This window comes from Mucilaginibacter sp. PAMB04274, assembly GCF_039634385.2.
Taxonomy (GTDB): domain Bacteria; phylum Bacteroidota; class Bacteroidia; order Sphingobacteriales; family Sphingobacteriaceae; genus Mucilaginibacter.
In genome coordinates this window covers 1984105-1999617 of the sequence record NZ_CP155081.2, presented here as the reverse complement: position 1 = coordinate 1999617, position 15513 = coordinate 1984105, and the positions used below count along the sequence as shown (strand labels likewise).

Here is a 15513-nt window from a genome sequence, read left to right as displayed (position 1 = left end):
TGAAGAACAACGAGAATTTTAAGAAAAAATCGAGGTTAATCTATATCTATTTAATAATTTTGCCTTTTAGGTAATGTTCGAATATCATATGTTCGCGCAAACCAAACTGATACTTACAGGTTGTGATAGGCCACTGGCATCATGGCCCATATTACAACCCGATGACTAACTACCAGGTAGATTTAACCAATTGCGATAGAGAGCCCATTCACATTCCGGGCAAAGTACAGGCACATGGCTTTTTAGTAGCTGTTGACAACAGCTTTGCTATTAACTACGTCAGTGAAAATATTTCAAAGTTTTTGGCAACAGATGCGAACAGCCTGTTAGGGAAGAAAATCGCTGACCTTGAAAGGCTGTTATTAAGCCAGGAAGACGCAGGATTTATAACTCAACTGCTGCTGCTGGGCAAGCATACTAAGTCTTTCGAAACCATTAATCCTTACCGGCTCAGCATAAGCAACGAGAGCTTTAATCTCATCTTATCGCAAGCTGGCACTAATTATTTGCTCGAGTTTGAGCCTGACAGTACCGCTACTGAGTTTGATATTCAAAAGACTATAGGTAGATCGGTTTCAGAAATGCTAACCGGCAAAAGCTTAAAACATTTACTTGATAACGCGGCCGAACAAATTAAAAACCTGATTGGCTATGACAGGGTGATGATTTATAAGTTTTTAGATGATGGACATGGCGAGGTAATTGCAGAAGTGAAAGAGGAGCACCTTGAACCATTCATAGGTTTGCACTACCCTGCAACTGATATTCCCAAGCAAGCACGTGAACTTTATAAAGTAAATTTAACCCGTATCATTACCGATGTAAATGCTGAAGCTTCTGCAATTTTAACCCTTGCAACCGAGGGCGAAACATTAGCCTTAAACCTTACGCATTCGGCCCTGCGTGCGGTTTCGCCTATACATATTCAATACCTCAAAAATATGGGTGTGGCATCTAGCTTTAGCATTTCATTACTTTACCAGGATGAACTGTGGGGTTTAATTGCCTGCCATAATTATACACCGCGTTTCATCAACTTCAAAGCACGTGAAGCATCCAAGCTAATCGGGCAAATAATTTCATCGGCGCTTGAATATAAACAAGACGAAGAGAACAGCAGTAAAAATAACCAGTATAAAGCTGCGTACGATGAACTTACGGGCATATTGCGCAAGGGCGGCAATGTTGCCGATGCCATAACCAAGCATACCACTAGTATTTTAGATGTAACTGATGCCAGCGGCGCCGTACTTGCGTTCGAAGATCAGTTGATTATGCTTGGCGTAACTCCAAGCACCGAACAAATGACACCATTGGTAGATTGGCTTAAAACCAATATGGAAGACCGCATATACCATACGCATAAATTACCTGACGTTTACCAACCAGCCAAGGCTTTTAGCACGGTTGCCAGCGGTGCACTAGCGTGCACGCTTTCTAAAGAATTAGGTGAAATGATTGTATGGCTAAAGCCCGAACAGATATCTACTGTTAACTGGGCCGGTAATCCTAACAAACCTGTTGAAATTAATGAGGATGGTTTGATGAGCTTGTCACCAAGGCGATCATTTGACGTGTGGGAAGAAACAGTTAAACACACCTCACAACGATGGAGCAAGGCGGAAATTAGCAATGTACTTAAGCTACGTGATGAGGTGGTTTTTGCCATAAACCGCCAGGCAAACGAGATTAGGATACTTAATGAGAAACTGAAACAGGCGTATGAGGAATTGGATACTTTCAGTTTTACAATTTCCCATGACTTGCGTACGCCTTTATCAACTATAAAAAACTATTCGGAACTGTTGTTGGAATCGAACTCCAGTTTAGATGAAGATGCTAAACGCATTCTGAACAAAGTAATTGGCGGTGCCGACAAACTCAATTTCCTTATTAAAGAAGTGTTAAATTACTCGCGCGTTGGCCGTGCAGAGTTACAGAATACTGACTTGGAAATGGCGAGTATCATTAATGATTTAAAAAATGATTTAGTTGTAGCATTTAATACCCACAATTTAGTTTTTGAGGTTGGAAACACACCGTCTGTCTATGGCGATAGAACCATGGTTACGCAAGTTTTCGCAAATTTGTTAAATAACGCCATTAAATATTCCAGCCGTTCGGCCCCTCCACACGTAAAGGTTGAAGGAAAAGAAACCCAGACGGAAGTGATATACTCGATCACTGACAACGGCGTTGGAATTGATATAAATTACTATAACCGTATCTTTGATCTGTTTAAGCGGATGGACAACGTGCGAAACTACGAGGGTACCGGTGTAGGCTTAGCCATTGTTAAACGTATAATTGAAAAACATAACGCCCGTATTTGGATGGAGAGTGAGCTGGGTGTTGGCACGGTATTTTATATAGCATTTAGAAAAAACCTATAATGGGAGCACCTGACATTTTATATATCGAAGACAATGAAGATTTTATCGACGTTGTTGAGCGTGCTTTGAGTCAAATAGATCAACAAACCGTTATGCATACCATCGAGGATGGCGCTCTTGCGTTGTCTACACTTGATAAATTAGTGGAGGATAAGGCCCCGCCTCGATTGATACTGATTGATTTGAATTTGCCTGGTCTCTCTGGCCTGGAGTTACTCCGAAAAATCAGGGAAAGTACGGCCTTACGCTACGTACCTACCATCATGTTTTCAACGTCCGACAATCCGAAAGATATTAGGGCATCGCTGGATTTTGGGGCAAACGCCTATGTAACCAAGCCGCTTGGATACAACAACCTGATTAAGTGCCTGGGCGCCATGCACCAATTTTGGATTAAAACCAATTGTGTTGCTTAAGCCGCTATAGCAAACAAAAAGCATTCTTTTAAAGTATACATAAAAAGGTTGACCATTGGTTGGCCTTTTAAATTTCCGATCTATGAAAGATATACGTTTAATACTGTTATGCCTGTTTGCATTTACCGCTTGTAAATCACAAAAGCAAAATTCGAACAACGGCTGTACCGATATAATGTGCACCGAGGAGTTTCAAATGATACCGGTTAAACTGATCAGCACATCTGGTAAAGAAGTTAGCTTCAAGTCGTACAAAATTATTGAGACCGCTACAGGCAAAGAAATTAAGAACAACGCCGAATTGCCTAACACCAGCGAAAATACCAATACCCTAATTGTAGCCGACGATAGCCACCGCAAGGAATTTGCCGAAAGAGGCACCGACCTGCAGTTACAAATTACCCGTAGCGATGATAAGATAATTAAGGTAGCATTTAAAATATCTGGCGGTAAATGTGCATGCCATGTTGCCAAACTTAACGGCCCAGACCAAGTTGATATGGATAGCTTGTAAGCAAGAAAACAAGTATTGTACAGCCATTAATTACCATAGTTTTATTACGTGCCTATCCCTGCTAAATTACTTACTCGGAAAGATGAAATCACCAAGGATTTCCTGCAGTTGTTTGAGGAGCATATTAGCGCCCTAATGAGTGGCCAGGTTCAGGAGCGCTATTCGGCAAGCCAATTTGCCAGCCTGCTATTTATTGCTCCGGGCCACCTCACCAATACCATCAAGCTCACTACCGGCAAATCCCCTTGCGATTTTATGGAAGAGCGCTTGCTGCTGGAAGCACAGAAAATGTTGCAGGAAACCAACTTTATCTGTTGCAGAGATAGGCTATAAGTTTGCTTATAACGACCCGACTAATTTTACCAAATTTTTTAAAGGTATGGCTGGCATTACGCCTTTACAATACCGCAAGAAAGTAAGATAACTGCCTGACAGATTCTGAAGAGTACACCTTTTTTGTTAGCGTAGCTAGGCTAACTTTGTCTCGTCAACAAATACTGAACAACACTTATGATAAACACCAATAAAATAGCCTTGGTTACCGGTGGTAGCCGTGGCCTGGGCAAAAACATGGCACTAAGCCTTGCACAAAAAGGGTTAGATATTATTCTTACCTATAACAGTAAAAAAGAGGAAGCGCTGGATACAGTAAAAGAGATTGAGTTACTTGGACAAAAAGCAATAGCGCTACAGCTCAATGTTGCTGATGTACAAAGCTTCGATTCGTTTTTTGCTGAGGTTAGCAGCGCCTTGCAACAAACCTTTGCTACCGACAGTTTTAATTACCTTGTCAACAATGCAGGTATAGGCATACATGTACCATTTGCCGAAACTACTGAAGAGCAATTTGACACCCTGCTTAATATTCAGTTTAAAGGAGTTTTCTTTCTTACTCAAAAAGCATTAGGGTTGTTGGCCAACGGTGGTGGTATTGTAAACATTTCAACCGGTTTAGCGCGTTTTAGTTTACCTGGTTACGCTGCTTACGCAGCCATGAAGGGTGCTATAGAAACGCTTACCAAGTACCAAGCTAAAGAATTAGGCAGCCGAGGCATTAGGGTGAACACGGTGGCTCCGGGTGCTATAGAAACCGACTTTGGAGGTGGTGTTGTACGCGACAATGATCAGCTCAATAGTTTCATTGCTTCGCAAACAGCTTTAGGCCGTGTAGGTAAAGCTGATGACATTGGCAGCGTAGTTGCCTTTTTATGCAGTGATGATGCCAAATGGGTAAACGCCCAGCGCCTCGAAGCATCAGGCGGTATGTTTTTATAATAAGCTTCTGAAGCAAAAAAGCAGGGTGCCTATGCGCCCTGCTTTTTGTTATGTTCGCACAACAAATTGGCAACTACTTACGACTTATTATTGGTAAAGCATTATATTGAATTTGATATACTATACTGAGAGGCTGCTTTAGATTTTTTACCTGAACGTTTCTCGAAGTAGTAATCAATTCGGCCCAGGTTTATGCCGGCCCAGCCTACCTGGTTAATAGTAGTGATATGGCCATCGAGGTTTTGCACATCTTCGGGCTGGTCCAAAAATGTATGCGTATGCCCACCTATAATTAAATCGATATTGCGGGTGCTTTTGGCCAACACCTGATCAGAAACTTTATTCTCTTTATATTGATAACCTAAATGCGATAAACAGACAATAAGGTTGCAATTTAAATCCTTTTTCAACAGTGAGGCTATCTCATTTCCTTTTCTGATTGGGTCCAGATAAACTGTCTCTTTATAGTTTCGCGGGTCAACCAATCCGGCCAATTCAATACCTAAACCAAACACCCCAATTTTTAAACCTTTTTTATCGAATATTTTATAGGGCTTAGTTGATTGGTTCATAACGGTATTGCTGAAATCGTAGTTACTCACCAGTATCGGGAAGTTAGCATTAGGCAATTGCTTGTAAAATCCGTCTATGCCGTTATCAAAATCATGGTTACCCATAGTGGCTGCATCATAACCCATATCGCTCATAAGCTTTAGCTCCAGCTCACCGCCAAATAAATTAAAATATGGCGTGCCCTGAAATATATCGCCTGCATCAAGCAACAATACGTTTTCATGCTCTGCTCTGATCTTTTTAATCAGTGCAGCCCGCCGGGCTGCACCACCTAAGCCCTGGTTACGGGACCCATCCATCGGGAAAGGCTCAATACGACTATGCACATCGTTGGTGTGTAATATAGTAAGATGCTGCAAGTCGCCGGCGGCAAAAGCATCAAACGAGTATGCGCTCAAGGCGGCAGAAGCCCCTAACAAGCTTGTGGTTTTAAGAAACTTTCGGCGATTATAATTTTGCAACTCGTCCATCTAATTGAGCGTTAACAGTTTTGCCTGCTGCAGTTTGCAGTTTTACATAATTAATTAAAGCGTCACGTACACGCAAGCCGAGCACCTTTCTTTCCAATGGGGTACTAAATCCAGCAATGTTGTCACCACCATTAGCTAGGTAATCCGAGGTTAGCACAATGTATGTTTTCGTACGGTCGAATGGCTGGCCTTTAACCAGCACATTAACGGGCTGTTTATCTTTTATCTTAAGCCTTATAGCACTAACCGGCTGTCCATTAGTTACAGCAATAAAATTAAGCAGTGCTTCTACATCAGTCCCTTTTAATTTTAACGTAACCAATTCGTTTTCAAACGGCATCATCTCGAACATGGTACTTAAGTTAATATTGCCCTTGGCTAAATCGTTGCGCAGCCCTCCTTTTGTAGTCGGAACGGCAAAATCAATATTCGGCTCAATCTTTTTAGCCTCTGTTAATACAGCATCAGCATAGAAATTACCCAACAAAGTTTCGGGGTCATCGCTTTTAGTAAGCGCCTGTGCACTTTGACCTATAACACGATTCATCTGCGCATCCATTTTTTGCTTGTATGGCAAATAAGTTTTTATAACGCCAGAATCTACGGCAAGACGATCATTTATATTGTATTCTGAACGATTACTTTTTACCAGTTGATAATGTGACTGGCAGGAAACCCAGCTAAAAAATGGCAGAAAAAAAAGAAAAAGCTGGTGAGGCTTTAAACGCATATATAAGAAATAATTTAGCAGGTGCCCTACATCAGCATCTGCACCACAAATATACCCTTAGCGCCCTAAACTCAGTAATATGAACAAAATTGTTATAATGAAGGCCATGCTAATTTCAGCCTACTTTAGTTGCTGTTAGCGTGGTAATTAGTCGGCTATCTTTGTCCAGGTCAGATCGTCATAATAAATATCACCATCAGTTGTGGATTGCCAATATTCATCACTCCCGCCTCTAAAAGTATGAAAGGTAATTTCTTTGATCTTCCGGTATGCGTCATTAGTTGTCCATCTTATTGCCTGGCTTAGCAGTGGCACGCCATCAATTTCATAAAGCACGTTACCATCAGTAGCGGTACCTGAATTACTTTTCACCCTTATTTTAACCGTGTACCACTGATTTTTATTAAGTCTTACACTCTGTTTACCAAAGCTATTGCCACAGTCTTCGGGCATGTCTTTATAGTAAACATACGGACGAAAATACGGTGCATCATTAACGCTATTACTGGTTTTAGTACCATTGGGGTTATACCACATTAAACGCGCTGTACCGCCGGTACCGTCATCGGCTTTATTGCAACCGGTAAATCCATTTCCAATATGAAAGCCAAATCCTACTTTCCCTCCCCTGCTCCATTCAAATGTAGATCCGAAACGGACCTTAAAGCTTAATTCGTATTCCGTTCCATCGGCAACATCAATATTTACAATATTTCCGTTTGATAAGGTGTTTGAAGGAATTTTAATTTTTACTGTATTGCTAAAGATATCAGCATTGCGCCAAGTGCCAATGATATCGCCCATGTCGCTCTTTGCGGAGGCAACTGTATAAACACCATCGGCATTAGAGTTCCAGTTTACTGATTTTGAAGCAACTGTAACTTGCGGCGGTAAAACACCGTTATTTTGGTTTGACGGGCCAATTGGCTTTTGTTTACCGCACGACAATAGTGCGTTGACAACCAACATGGCAATAAGTGTATGAGTAAGATTGCGAAGCATATATATTTATATTGTATTAAGAATAAAGGGTTGCCCCCAACCACAGCAACCCTTTAAATTAGTATTTAACTGGCTATGCGGGTATAGCTTAAATCATCATAATAGATTAAACCATCAGTAGTAGCTTCCCAGTATTCTTCACTACCGCCGCGGAACGTGTGGAACGTAATGTTCTTAATTTTACGGTAATTATCATCAGTTGTCCACCGCAAGGTTTGGCTTAGTAAGGTTACACCATCAATTTGGTACAGTACACTGCCGTTGGTGCTGGTTCCTGAATTACTCTTAACTCTGATCCTGACCGTATACCACTGATTTTTATTTAGGGTATTACTTTGCTTGCCAAAATTGTTACCGCAGTTTTCAGGCATATCTTTATAGTAAACATACGGGCGGAAATATGGAGCATCGCTGCTGCTGCTGGTTTTGGTACCGTTAGGATTGTACCACATTAAGCGTGCAGTACCCCCGGTGCCGTCATCAGCCTTGTTACAGCCGGTAAAGCCGTTACCAATGTGAAAACCAAAACCAAGTTTACCACCACGGCTCCAGTAAAAATTCGGCCCGAACCTTACTCTGAAAGTTAGTTCGTACTCTGTACCGTCAGATACGTCTATATTGACGATGTTACCGTTAGATAATGAATTGGCAGGGATACGAATGCGGGCCTGCTCGCTAAAAATGTCGGCATTTTTCCAGGTGCCGCTGGCTAACTGCCCCATATCAGCTTCGGCAGACGATTGCGAATAAGTACCATCCGGGCGGGCAAAACTGGTTGATTTGCTGGCGTAAATGGCTTGTGTTGCAACGGCATCATTGTCAACAATGGCTTCTTGCTGCACGTTGCCCGTTTCCTTTTTGCAGGCACTAAACACTGCAGGCAACAATAAGGTAGCTGCCAGCATTCTGGTCATGTTTTTCTTAAAATTCATAATTGATTGGTTTTATGTGGATTGGTTGAGTACTTGATTAGCTTTTCTTTTCCTCTAAAATCTCAAGGTTCTCTTTCAGGTATGACAGGTAACTGGCTTTTGAGCCCGAATCGTCGGGCAACACTTGTGCCTTACTGATGGCTAAGCGAGTATTGCGAGCGTCTTTAGCAACAACATAAGCCTCTGCCAAATTGAGGTAGGCAAACGCGGAATTAGGATATTGATGCACACAGAATTGAAATGCCTGCAGCGCTTGTTGTTTATTATGCACACGGTGCAAAAGGTTAATGCCAAATTGTGTTAAGGCCTGTGCACTAAAATCATAGCTGTTAGGCTCTGTTTTTTTCAAGGCAGAAAAAGTTTTAAAAGCATCCCTTATCTCGCCGGTACGGGCAAGTGCTTTGCTCATAGCCAGGCTTATGGGCATTTTGGGCTGTGTTAAGGCGCTACCGATGAGCCATTGTGCAACAAGTTTACCCAAATTAGCAGGGTTAAATTCACCCGCTATGTTACTGCTTACAGCCACGCCGATCTTCTTTTCGGGTATTAGCACAACCAAATTGCTGAAGCCACCGTACTGGCTACCCTTTAGAAAAATACGCTGGCCTTTTTCTTCTGTAATTTCCCATCCATACCCGATAGCAGTACTTTTACCTGTTTTAAACCGGGTTGATAATACTTCATCGTAAAAACCCGAACCAAATGATTCAGCTCTTCCAGCACGGCCTTTGTTTAGCAAGGTAAACATCCAGCTGGCTATATCCGTTGCGGTAGTATGGAAACCGCCGCTGCCACCGTTCTCGCGGTTATAAGGGTAAAGCGTATCCTGCTTTGTGGTGTGGGTAAGCCAGTTACTTGTTTTAAACGGCATAGCTGTACCTTTAACCTTAATAAAGGATGAACTTTTCATCCCTAATGCCCCAAAAACATTAGTCTTCATATAATCCTCAAACGGCTTGTGAGTTACTTTGCAAATTACATCTGCCAGTATATCGTAGTTGTAAGGCGAACGTTTTACCTGTGTGCCGGGCTCCTTAAATTCAGGGAGTTGGCTGCCAATGCTTCGGGTGGTCACCTCCAACGCATTGGGGTTATAATTGGGCATATCCCACATAATGTTGTAATGAGGTATGCCAGATGTGTGAGTTAGCAAATGCCGGATGGTTATTTTCTGATAACTGTCTCCCCCCATTTTAAAGTATGGTAAGTAATTTACTACCGGTTCATCAAGGTCGAGCTTTCCATCATTGGCCAGTTTTAATACGGCAGTAGCCAACATAGGTTCTGAGATGCTACCTGCTAAAAAGGGCGTATTTACTGTAAAAGGCTTGTTTGCAGCGTTAGCAACCCCCATAGTAGTACAATAAACAGAATCGCCACTGACCATGGCCAAGGAAATGCCTGGTACAGAAAAGTCGCTTTGAAAGGTTTTAATTAACTGATCGACTTGCTGTGTGCGGGCTTTAGCAAACGGCTCCTCAGTCTTCAGTTGCGGCTTTGTACACTGGCTGCTTAAAACTGCAACCAGTAGGTTAAACACAAAAAAAATGTTACGTTCCAAAATGGCATACTTATTCACTTTTGTGGTCATACAAGTCAGGTTGGTAAGAGGTTAAAAATTGGTTTAAAAGGTTATACCCTTAAAGTAGCAGATCTTTTAATTAAGCTATTGGTTTGCACAGTGCAGCAATAAGCCATTGCGTTGCAATTCAAATAATAGTTAAATAAGGCGTGTGCTTTGACTAATTGGTTAGACCAAATTAAGGGAGAATTTATCTTACTGTCAATATTAAAATACCAACAAAATGCTAAAAATCAACCAGTTGAGCCAACAGTGATACGCTTCAATAGCAAACAGACAAAGCGTTATTGATTTAATTATAACTTCAAATTGACCTTTGCCAAATGAAAGCACGTTACCTAGCGATACGTTAAAAAAACAATATAAAATTTTTGTTAAATGTCCGGGTTCAAGTTGATTAGCCCCCTTTAATGCTATCTGCCATAGCCTCGATTACGGGACAGGCGTTTATTTTACATAAGCATTGCGTTATATCTTTTGTTATACCGCGCTTCATCACTATCATTGTTTCAAAATTCGTCAACCTTATGTTTTCCGAACCCTCCTATCTGGCAGCGCGAATGGTAGCCGAAACCATTGAAGTTCATTTTGCCGAGCATTTGTCTCAGGCTCACGAACTCGGCGAGCAAGATCTGGCTACAGCTTGCAGCGCAAACATTATCGAAGCTGTTATTGACACTGCTTTTTGGGCCAGTTTGCGCCGGGAGGAAGGCCGTTCGGTAAGTATTTCTATGGCTTTGTTAAAACCAGAACAGGCTGGCAAGCCCCTGGTATTTGGTGACCGCCTAAGGCTTACACCACATAATCTGGTTAAACTGGCCCCAGCTGTAGAGCAACCGGGCATTCACCTGGGCGTATGGCACGAAAATGACGAGTTGTACATTTGGGGCACTACACACACTGTACCGGGAATTTGCTTTGTGCTGGAAGTGGTTGAACCGGGGTTACTAGTTATTAAACACCGCCGCCTGGCAGGCTTTGGCAAGTTTGTAAATATTGCTGTTTTACATGGCGATCAGATTAAGGTGCTCGACGAAAAATCAATGGGCATTGCAGATTGTCCTGCTTTGCATGCCTCGCTGATGAATATGTCTCTGCCTTCGTTTATGGGCGAAAAATTTAATGTGCTGGTACAGTTGGCATCATCTATACGCATACATCGCCGCGGGGGATTGGTCTTGATTGTTCCGCGCGCATCAACTGGCTGGCAGGAATCTATCGTTCATCCCATTAAATATGCTGTAACGCCGCCTTATACCGTAATTGCCGATTTGATGCTGCAAAAAGAGCAGGAGCGTAATAAGTTTGAATGGAAAGAAGCCCTGCTGCAGGCCATTGATATTATTGGCGGATTTACAGCGGTTGATGGCGCAACTGTGATTACACAACATTATGATCTGTTAGCATTTGGTGCAAAAGTGGCACGCTCTGCCAACAGCGTACCGGTTGAAGAAATTATACTTACCGAACCTATAGCAGGTGCCCAAGCCACACGCATTCATCCGGCGCAAAATGGCGGCACACGTCATCTTGCTGCAGCACAATTTGTACATGACCAGCATGATGCAGTTGCCCTGGTGGCCTCGCAGGATGGCCAGTTCACAGTATTTGCATGGTCAGAAAAGTTAAAGATGGTTCATGCTCATCGCATTGACGTTTTACTATTATAAGCTAAATCTGCCACGGCAACTATCTACGAAATGAGATTAATGAGTCGTGAGGGTTATAGCAAGGCATTATAAAGTATTTCTACCGGGTGTAATGCTCTTCGGCCTGTTCCATCCTTTATTTGATGACGGCAACTGGTACCAGGGGCCGCTATGATTACATCGTGTGGCTGCTTACGAACCGTTGGCAACAAAACCAGTTCGCCGATTTGCATAGAAATGTTGTAATGCTCTTTCTCATACCCGAACGAGCCTGCCATTCCGCAGCAACCGGAAGGTATCGTTTCTACGGTATAATGTTTGGGAAAAGACAAGATCCGACTTGTAGGGCCTAAGGCAGACCAAGCCTTTTGCTGGCAATGGCCATGCAGCTTAATTAACTGTTGTGCGTTGGTAAAGCTCTCTTGCTTTATATTCCCCTTAATTATCTCTGCAGCAATAAACTCGTCTATTAGGAAACTGTTTGATGCGAGATGTTTGGCAGCCGGTAAAAGATCATCATCTATCAGATCCACGTACTCGTCACGAAAAGTAAGTATGGCCGATGGTTCGATCCCAATCAAAGGCTCATCTGCTGAAATTAACTTACTAAGCATCTGGACGTTAACATGTGCTATCTTCTTAGCCTCTCGTAGTAAACCTTTTGATAAGTGTGCTCTTCCGCTTTCAGTATGTTGCGGTAGTATCACCTCGTAACCTAAGCGCTCTAGTAGCATGATGGCTTTAACGCCAATGCCGGTATCCTGATAATTCGTAAACTCATCGCAAAAAAGGTATACTCTGCCTAGGGTTTTTTTACTAGCAAATGAGTTGCTGCCTTTATGCTGAGCAAACCATTTTTTCAGCGTTAACTTACCAAGCGTTGGTATTGAACGTTTTTGCGCAAAGCCGGCTATGGATTTGACCAACCTGGCTGTTAACGCATTCGTCATTATAAAATTATATAAGCCAGGCACAACCGAACCTAATCTAGCTGATGCCGCATAGTTTGCTATTAACCGGGAACGAAAAGGAACACCATTGGCATCCTGATAGTGCTGCAAAAACTCAGCCTTAAGCTTAGCCATGTCCACATTAGAAGGACATTCAGATTTGCAGCCTTTACAGCTAATGCAAAGGTCCATCACCTCTTTGATCTCCTCATGGTCAAAGCGATTAGGTTTGTCAGAATTAGTCAAAAATGTCCTTAATATATTGGCCCTTGCGCGTGTGGTATCCTTTTCGTTTAAGGTGGCCATGTACGACGGACACATCGTACCCCCTATTAAATGCGATTTGCGGCAATCTCCCGATCCGTTGCATTGCTCGGCATGTCGCAGTACATCCTGATTGGGGTAGCGAAATACCGTACGGAATGCCGGGCTCTGCTGCCCGGGTTGGTAACGTAGCATAGTGTTCATGGGCGGTGTGTCCACTATCTTACCAGGGTTAAAGAGATTATTTGGATCCCAGGTGCTTTTGATTTCTCGCAATAACTCATAATTGCGTCTGCCTATCATCTGCTCTATGAATTCGCCACGAAGGCGTCCGTCGCCATGTTCGCCGCTTAATGAACCTTTATATTTTTTTACTAAGGCTGCAATTTCCTGTGCAATCACCCGAAACAGACGGTTTCCTTCGGCAGTTTTTAAGTTGATTATAGGCCTTAAATGCAGTTCACCCGACCCGGCATGTGCATAATGCACGGCATACAAGCCGTACTTTTTTAAAATTTCGTTAAAGTCTTGAATGTAGGCCGGCAAATCCTGTACATCTACGGCAGTATCTTCTATAACCGGAACGGCCTTCTCATCACCGGGCAAGTTACTTAATAAGCCCAGGCCGGCCTTTCTTAAAGTCCAAATGCGTTGCGTATCGGTTCCGAATAATAGCGGGAAATGATAACCCAGACCAGCCGCCCGCATTTCAGCCTCTACCTGGGCCGCTATAGCTAAAACTTCATCACGTGTTTCCCGCGCATATTCTATAACGAGTATAGCACCAGGATCACCTTTAACAAAAAAGCGGTTTTGGCTTTGTTCTATGTTATCTTTGGTACATTCCAGAATGTAATGGTCTATCAGTTCACTTGCGCCGGGGCGATACTTTAAAGCAATCACGTTTGCTCGTAAAGCTTCGTCAATAGAATTGAAATGCACACAAAGCAAACCATTCTCCCGGGGCGGCAATGGCTCAAGGTTTAGTTTGATCTCGGTTATAAATGCCAGTGTGCCTTCTGATCCGGCCAGTAGCTTGCAAAAATTAAAATCTTCGCCACCTGCTGCAAAGGGCGCACTTTGTAGTAGTATATCTATTGCATAGCCCGTGTTACGCCGTGCTATGCTTTGCTTTGGAAACTCACTCCTAATTTCTACTTGATTCTCATAATTACTTAGTTGGCTGCGTATACCTTGGTACACTCTGGCTTCCAACGTATCTCCGGCGCATTTTGAAATAAAGTCATCAAAAGACAAAGCTTTAAATTCAACCTCCGAACCATCGCTTAATAACGCCTTGATCTCAATAGTATGTTCACGAGTACTCCGGTAAATGATAGAGTTTGATCCACAGGAGTTATTCCCTACCATTCCTCCTATCATAGCTCGGTTAGCCGTAGAGGTCTCAGGTCCAAAAAATAGATTATAAGGCTTTAAGAACAGATTAAGTTCGTCACGCACCACGCCTGGCTGAACGCGCACCCAACGTTCAGCAGCATTTATTTCGAGAATTTTAGTGAAGTGTTTAGATACATCTACTACTATACCCTTACCCACAACCTGACCTGCAAGCGATGTACCAGCCGTACGTGGAATAAGAGAAGTGCCTTCAGTTCGGGCAAATTCAATCAGCTTTCTTATATCAACAACACTAGCAGGCATAGCCACAGCCAAAGGCATTTCCGCATAAGCAGAAGCGTCTGTAGCGTACAGAACACGCATAGTATCATCACAAAACAGCTCTCCCTCCAGCTGCCCGGCCAATTGCTGCAGCTTTTTATCCATATTGCTAAGCCTTGGTTTGCCCTGTGTAAGTGCTTTCAAAAATTTTATCTGCATTGTTCGTCTCAAAACCGTCGCGGCGGTGCCGGGTCAACAATTCATCCGGTTTTAAATGCGCAAATTCAGGCAAAGGAAGACGTTCGGCAAACTCCACATAGCTGCCCGCAATACTCATGGTTTGCCCGTCAGCAAATAAGGCATCCTGCATTTCGGCTACCGTACTACTTTGTTTCAGTAGGCCATCACCACTAATTTTGACTTTTCCACCCGCAGTATTTAATTTTATTCCTAAACTCTCCACAAACGCATCGAATTCTTCGAGCCGGTTATAGCCCTCTTTTAAGGCATGTACGCTTATCGTATAATGGTTAAGGTAATAGCGGTTATAAATTACCCAGGCTGCATACTCGCTTTCTTGCAATAGGTTTTCGTAGTCTGCTTTGGTTGGCAATGCCCAAAGTGATTGATGCAGAAACTCGCCAATCTGCGCTCCGTCGTTTAAGTTAACTGAATCGACAGGATCAGCAATGATGGAGTCGGTAAATTGGTGAATGATTCGCTGCGCCTGTTCTGATAGTTGATCTACAACTAACTCGCTCATAAAAATGCGGGGATACTTATCGGCCGGCGGCGCATACCAGTATGCATTTAGCTTTTTACCTTCAAAATAATAGTAGTCTTTTTTTTGATAGCCATGATGCAGAAATATCTTTTCGAAAGACTGTATACCCAAATGTGGAACGCCTAATGTACGAAAGGCAATATGATCGTTTACAATCTCGTCTTGTGATTGGACTACGTCTTGCGCAACGAGGGCATTCGTAATTTTATTTACCGCAGGTACCTTGTTACTATAGCGCTCAAAAAGAATATTAAGAAATATATTCAGCGGAGTTTCGTCACCAAAATACATAGGTTGTTTAGCTAAAGGATTATTGCTCAAATAACGCCCTTTATATAAACTTCTGCAAGTAAAATTCC

13 protein-coding genes are annotated in these 15513 nt (G+C 42.7%); 6 read left to right on the top strand and 7 right to left on the bottom strand.

Going from position 1 to position 15513, the window contains the following annotated elements; translation table 11 throughout:
- The first annotated feature begins 161 nt into the window (after nt 1–161).
- The 5 genes from ABDD95_RS08290 to ABDD95_RS08270 all read left to right on the top strand — a co-directional run bounded on the left by ABDD95_RS08290 (nt 162) and on the right by ABDD95_RS08270 (nt 4598).
- On the top strand, nt 162–2393 hold the full coding sequence (locus ABDD95_RS08290) for an ATP-binding protein (protein ID WP_345951416.1): 2232 nt from the start codon (nt 162–164) through the stop codon (nt 2391–2393).
- Nucleotides 2393–2809 (top strand): response regulator, encoded by a 417-nt coding sequence (locus tag ABDD95_RS08285; protein ID WP_345951415.1) that lies wholly within the window; start codon nt 2393–2395, stop codon nt 2807–2809. Before ABDD95_RS08290 ends, ABDD95_RS08285 begins: the two co-directional genes overlap by 1 nt.
- An 82-nt stretch (nt 2810–2891) precedes the next feature.
- Nucleotides 2892–3323, top strand: a complete 432-nt coding sequence (locus tag ABDD95_RS08280; protein ID WP_345951414.1) for a hypothetical protein — start codon at nt 2892–2894, stop codon at nt 3321–3323.
- Nucleotides 3324–3371: 48 nt separating this feature from the next.
- On the top strand, nt 3372–3656 hold the full coding sequence (locus tag ABDD95_RS08275; RefSeq protein ID WP_345951413.1) for a hypothetical protein: 285 nt from the start codon (nt 3372–3374) through the stop codon (nt 3654–3656).
- 177 nt (nt 3657–3833) lie between these two features.
- Nucleotides 3834–4598, top strand: coding sequence for an SDR family oxidoreductase (locus ABDD95_RS08270; protein ID WP_345951412.1), 765 nt, complete (start codon nt 3834–3836; stop codon nt 4596–4598).
- A 101-nt stretch (nt 4599–4699) separates the two neighbouring features.
- Here ABDD95_RS08270 and ABDD95_RS08265 read toward each other — a convergent pair whose 3' ends face one another.
- The 5 genes from ABDD95_RS08265 to ABDD95_RS08245 form a co-directional block, all read right to left on the bottom strand.
- Nucleotides 4700–5641 (bottom strand): metallophosphatase, encoded by a 942-nt coding sequence (locus ABDD95_RS08265; RefSeq protein WP_345951411.1) that lies wholly within the window; start codon nt 5639–5641, stop codon nt 4700–4702.
- Nucleotides 5619–6371: a 5'-nucleotidase gene (locus tag ABDD95_RS08260; RefSeq protein WP_345951410.1), complete on the bottom strand. Its 753-nt coding sequence runs from the start codon at nt 6369–6371 to the stop codon at nt 5619–5621. The genes ABDD95_RS08265 and ABDD95_RS08260 overlap by 23 nt, the downstream gene beginning before the upstream one ends.
- 147 nt (nt 6372–6518) lie before the next feature.
- On the bottom strand, nt 6519–7373 hold the full coding sequence (locus ABDD95_RS08255) for a polysaccharide lyase (protein ID WP_345951409.1): 855 nt from the start codon (nt 7371–7373) through the stop codon (nt 6519–6521).
- A gap of 65 nt (nt 7374–7438) precedes the next feature.
- A complete protein-coding gene (locus tag ABDD95_RS08250; RefSeq protein WP_345951408.1) occupies nt 7439–8305 on the bottom strand; it encodes a polysaccharide lyase in 867 nt (288 codons plus the stop codon).
- Between the two features lie 37 nt (nt 8306–8342).
- The gene (locus tag ABDD95_RS08245) at nt 8343–9896 is read right to left on the bottom strand and encodes a serine hydrolase (RefSeq protein WP_345951407.1); all 1554 of its coding nucleotides are present in this window, start codon (nt 9894–9896) and stop codon (nt 8343–8345) included.
- Between the two features lie 518 nt (nt 9897–10414).
- On the opposite strand from ABDD95_RS08245, the gene ABDD95_RS08240 reads away from it, so the two are divergent.
- Complete coding sequence (locus ABDD95_RS08240; protein WP_345951406.1) at nt 10415–11557, top strand: putative sensor domain DACNV-containing protein; 1143 nt, start codon at nt 10415–10417, stop codon at nt 11555–11557.
- Between the two features lie 53 nt (nt 11558–11610).
- Here the strand turns inward: ABDD95_RS08240 and ABDD95_RS08235 are convergent, their stop codons facing one another.
- Nucleotides 11611–14535 carry an FAD-linked oxidase C-terminal domain-containing protein gene (locus tag ABDD95_RS08235; protein WP_345951405.1) on the bottom strand — a complete coding sequence of 975 codons (2925 nt, stop codon included), beginning with the start codon at nt 14533–14535 and terminating at the stop codon, nt 11611–11613.
- 4 nt (nt 14536–14539) lie between these two features.
- Nucleotides 14540–15475, bottom strand: a complete 936-nt coding sequence (locus ABDD95_RS08230; RefSeq protein ID WP_345951404.1) for a DUF1338 domain-containing protein — start codon at nt 15473–15475, stop codon at nt 14540–14542.
- Between the last annotated feature and the right edge of the window lie 38 nt (nt 15476–15513).

What these genes read in the sequence shown, in the direction of transcription:
- ABDD95_RS08250 (WP_345951408.1), bottom strand. Translation starts at nt 8,305, where the DNA reads ATGAATTTTAAGAAAAACATGACCAGAATGCTGGCAGCTACCTTATTG.
- ABDD95_RS08290 (WP_345951416.1), top strand. Translation starts at nt 162, where the DNA reads ATGACTAACTACCAGGTAGATTTAACCAATTGCGATAGAGAGCCCATT.
- ABDD95_RS08285 (WP_345951415.1), top strand. Translation starts at nt 2,393, where the DNA reads ATGGGAGCACCTGACATTTTATATATCGAAGACAATGAAGATTTTATC.
- ABDD95_RS08280 (WP_345951414.1), top strand. Translation starts at nt 2,892, where the DNA reads ATGAAAGATATACGTTTAATACTGTTATGCCTGTTTGCATTTACCGCT.
- ABDD95_RS08255 (WP_345951409.1), bottom strand. Translation starts at nt 7,373, where the DNA reads ATGCTTCGCAATCTTACTCATACACTTATTGCCATGTTGGTTGTCAAC.
- ABDD95_RS08260 (WP_345951410.1), bottom strand. Translation starts at nt 6,371, where the DNA reads ATGCGTTTAAAGCCTCACCAGCTTTTTCTTTTTTTTCTGCCATTTTTT.
- ABDD95_RS08245 (WP_345951407.1), bottom strand. Translation starts at nt 9,896, where the DNA reads ATGACCACAAAAGTGAATAAGTATGCCATTTTGGAACGTAACATTTTT.
- ABDD95_RS08265 (WP_345951411.1), bottom strand. Translation starts at nt 5,641, where the DNA reads ATGGACGAGTTGCAAAATTATAATCGCCGAAAGTTTCTTAAAACCACA.
- ABDD95_RS08270 (WP_345951412.1), top strand. Translation starts at nt 3,834, where the DNA reads ATGATAAACACCAATAAAATAGCCTTGGTTACCGGTGGTAGCCGTGGC.
- ABDD95_RS08235 (WP_345951405.1), bottom strand. Translation starts at nt 14,535, where the DNA reads ATGGATAAAAAGCTGCAGCAATTGGCCGGGCAGCTGGAGGGAGAGCTG.
- ABDD95_RS08240 (WP_345951406.1), top strand. Translation starts at nt 10,415, where the DNA reads ATGTTTTCCGAACCCTCCTATCTGGCAGCGCGAATGGTAGCCGAAACC.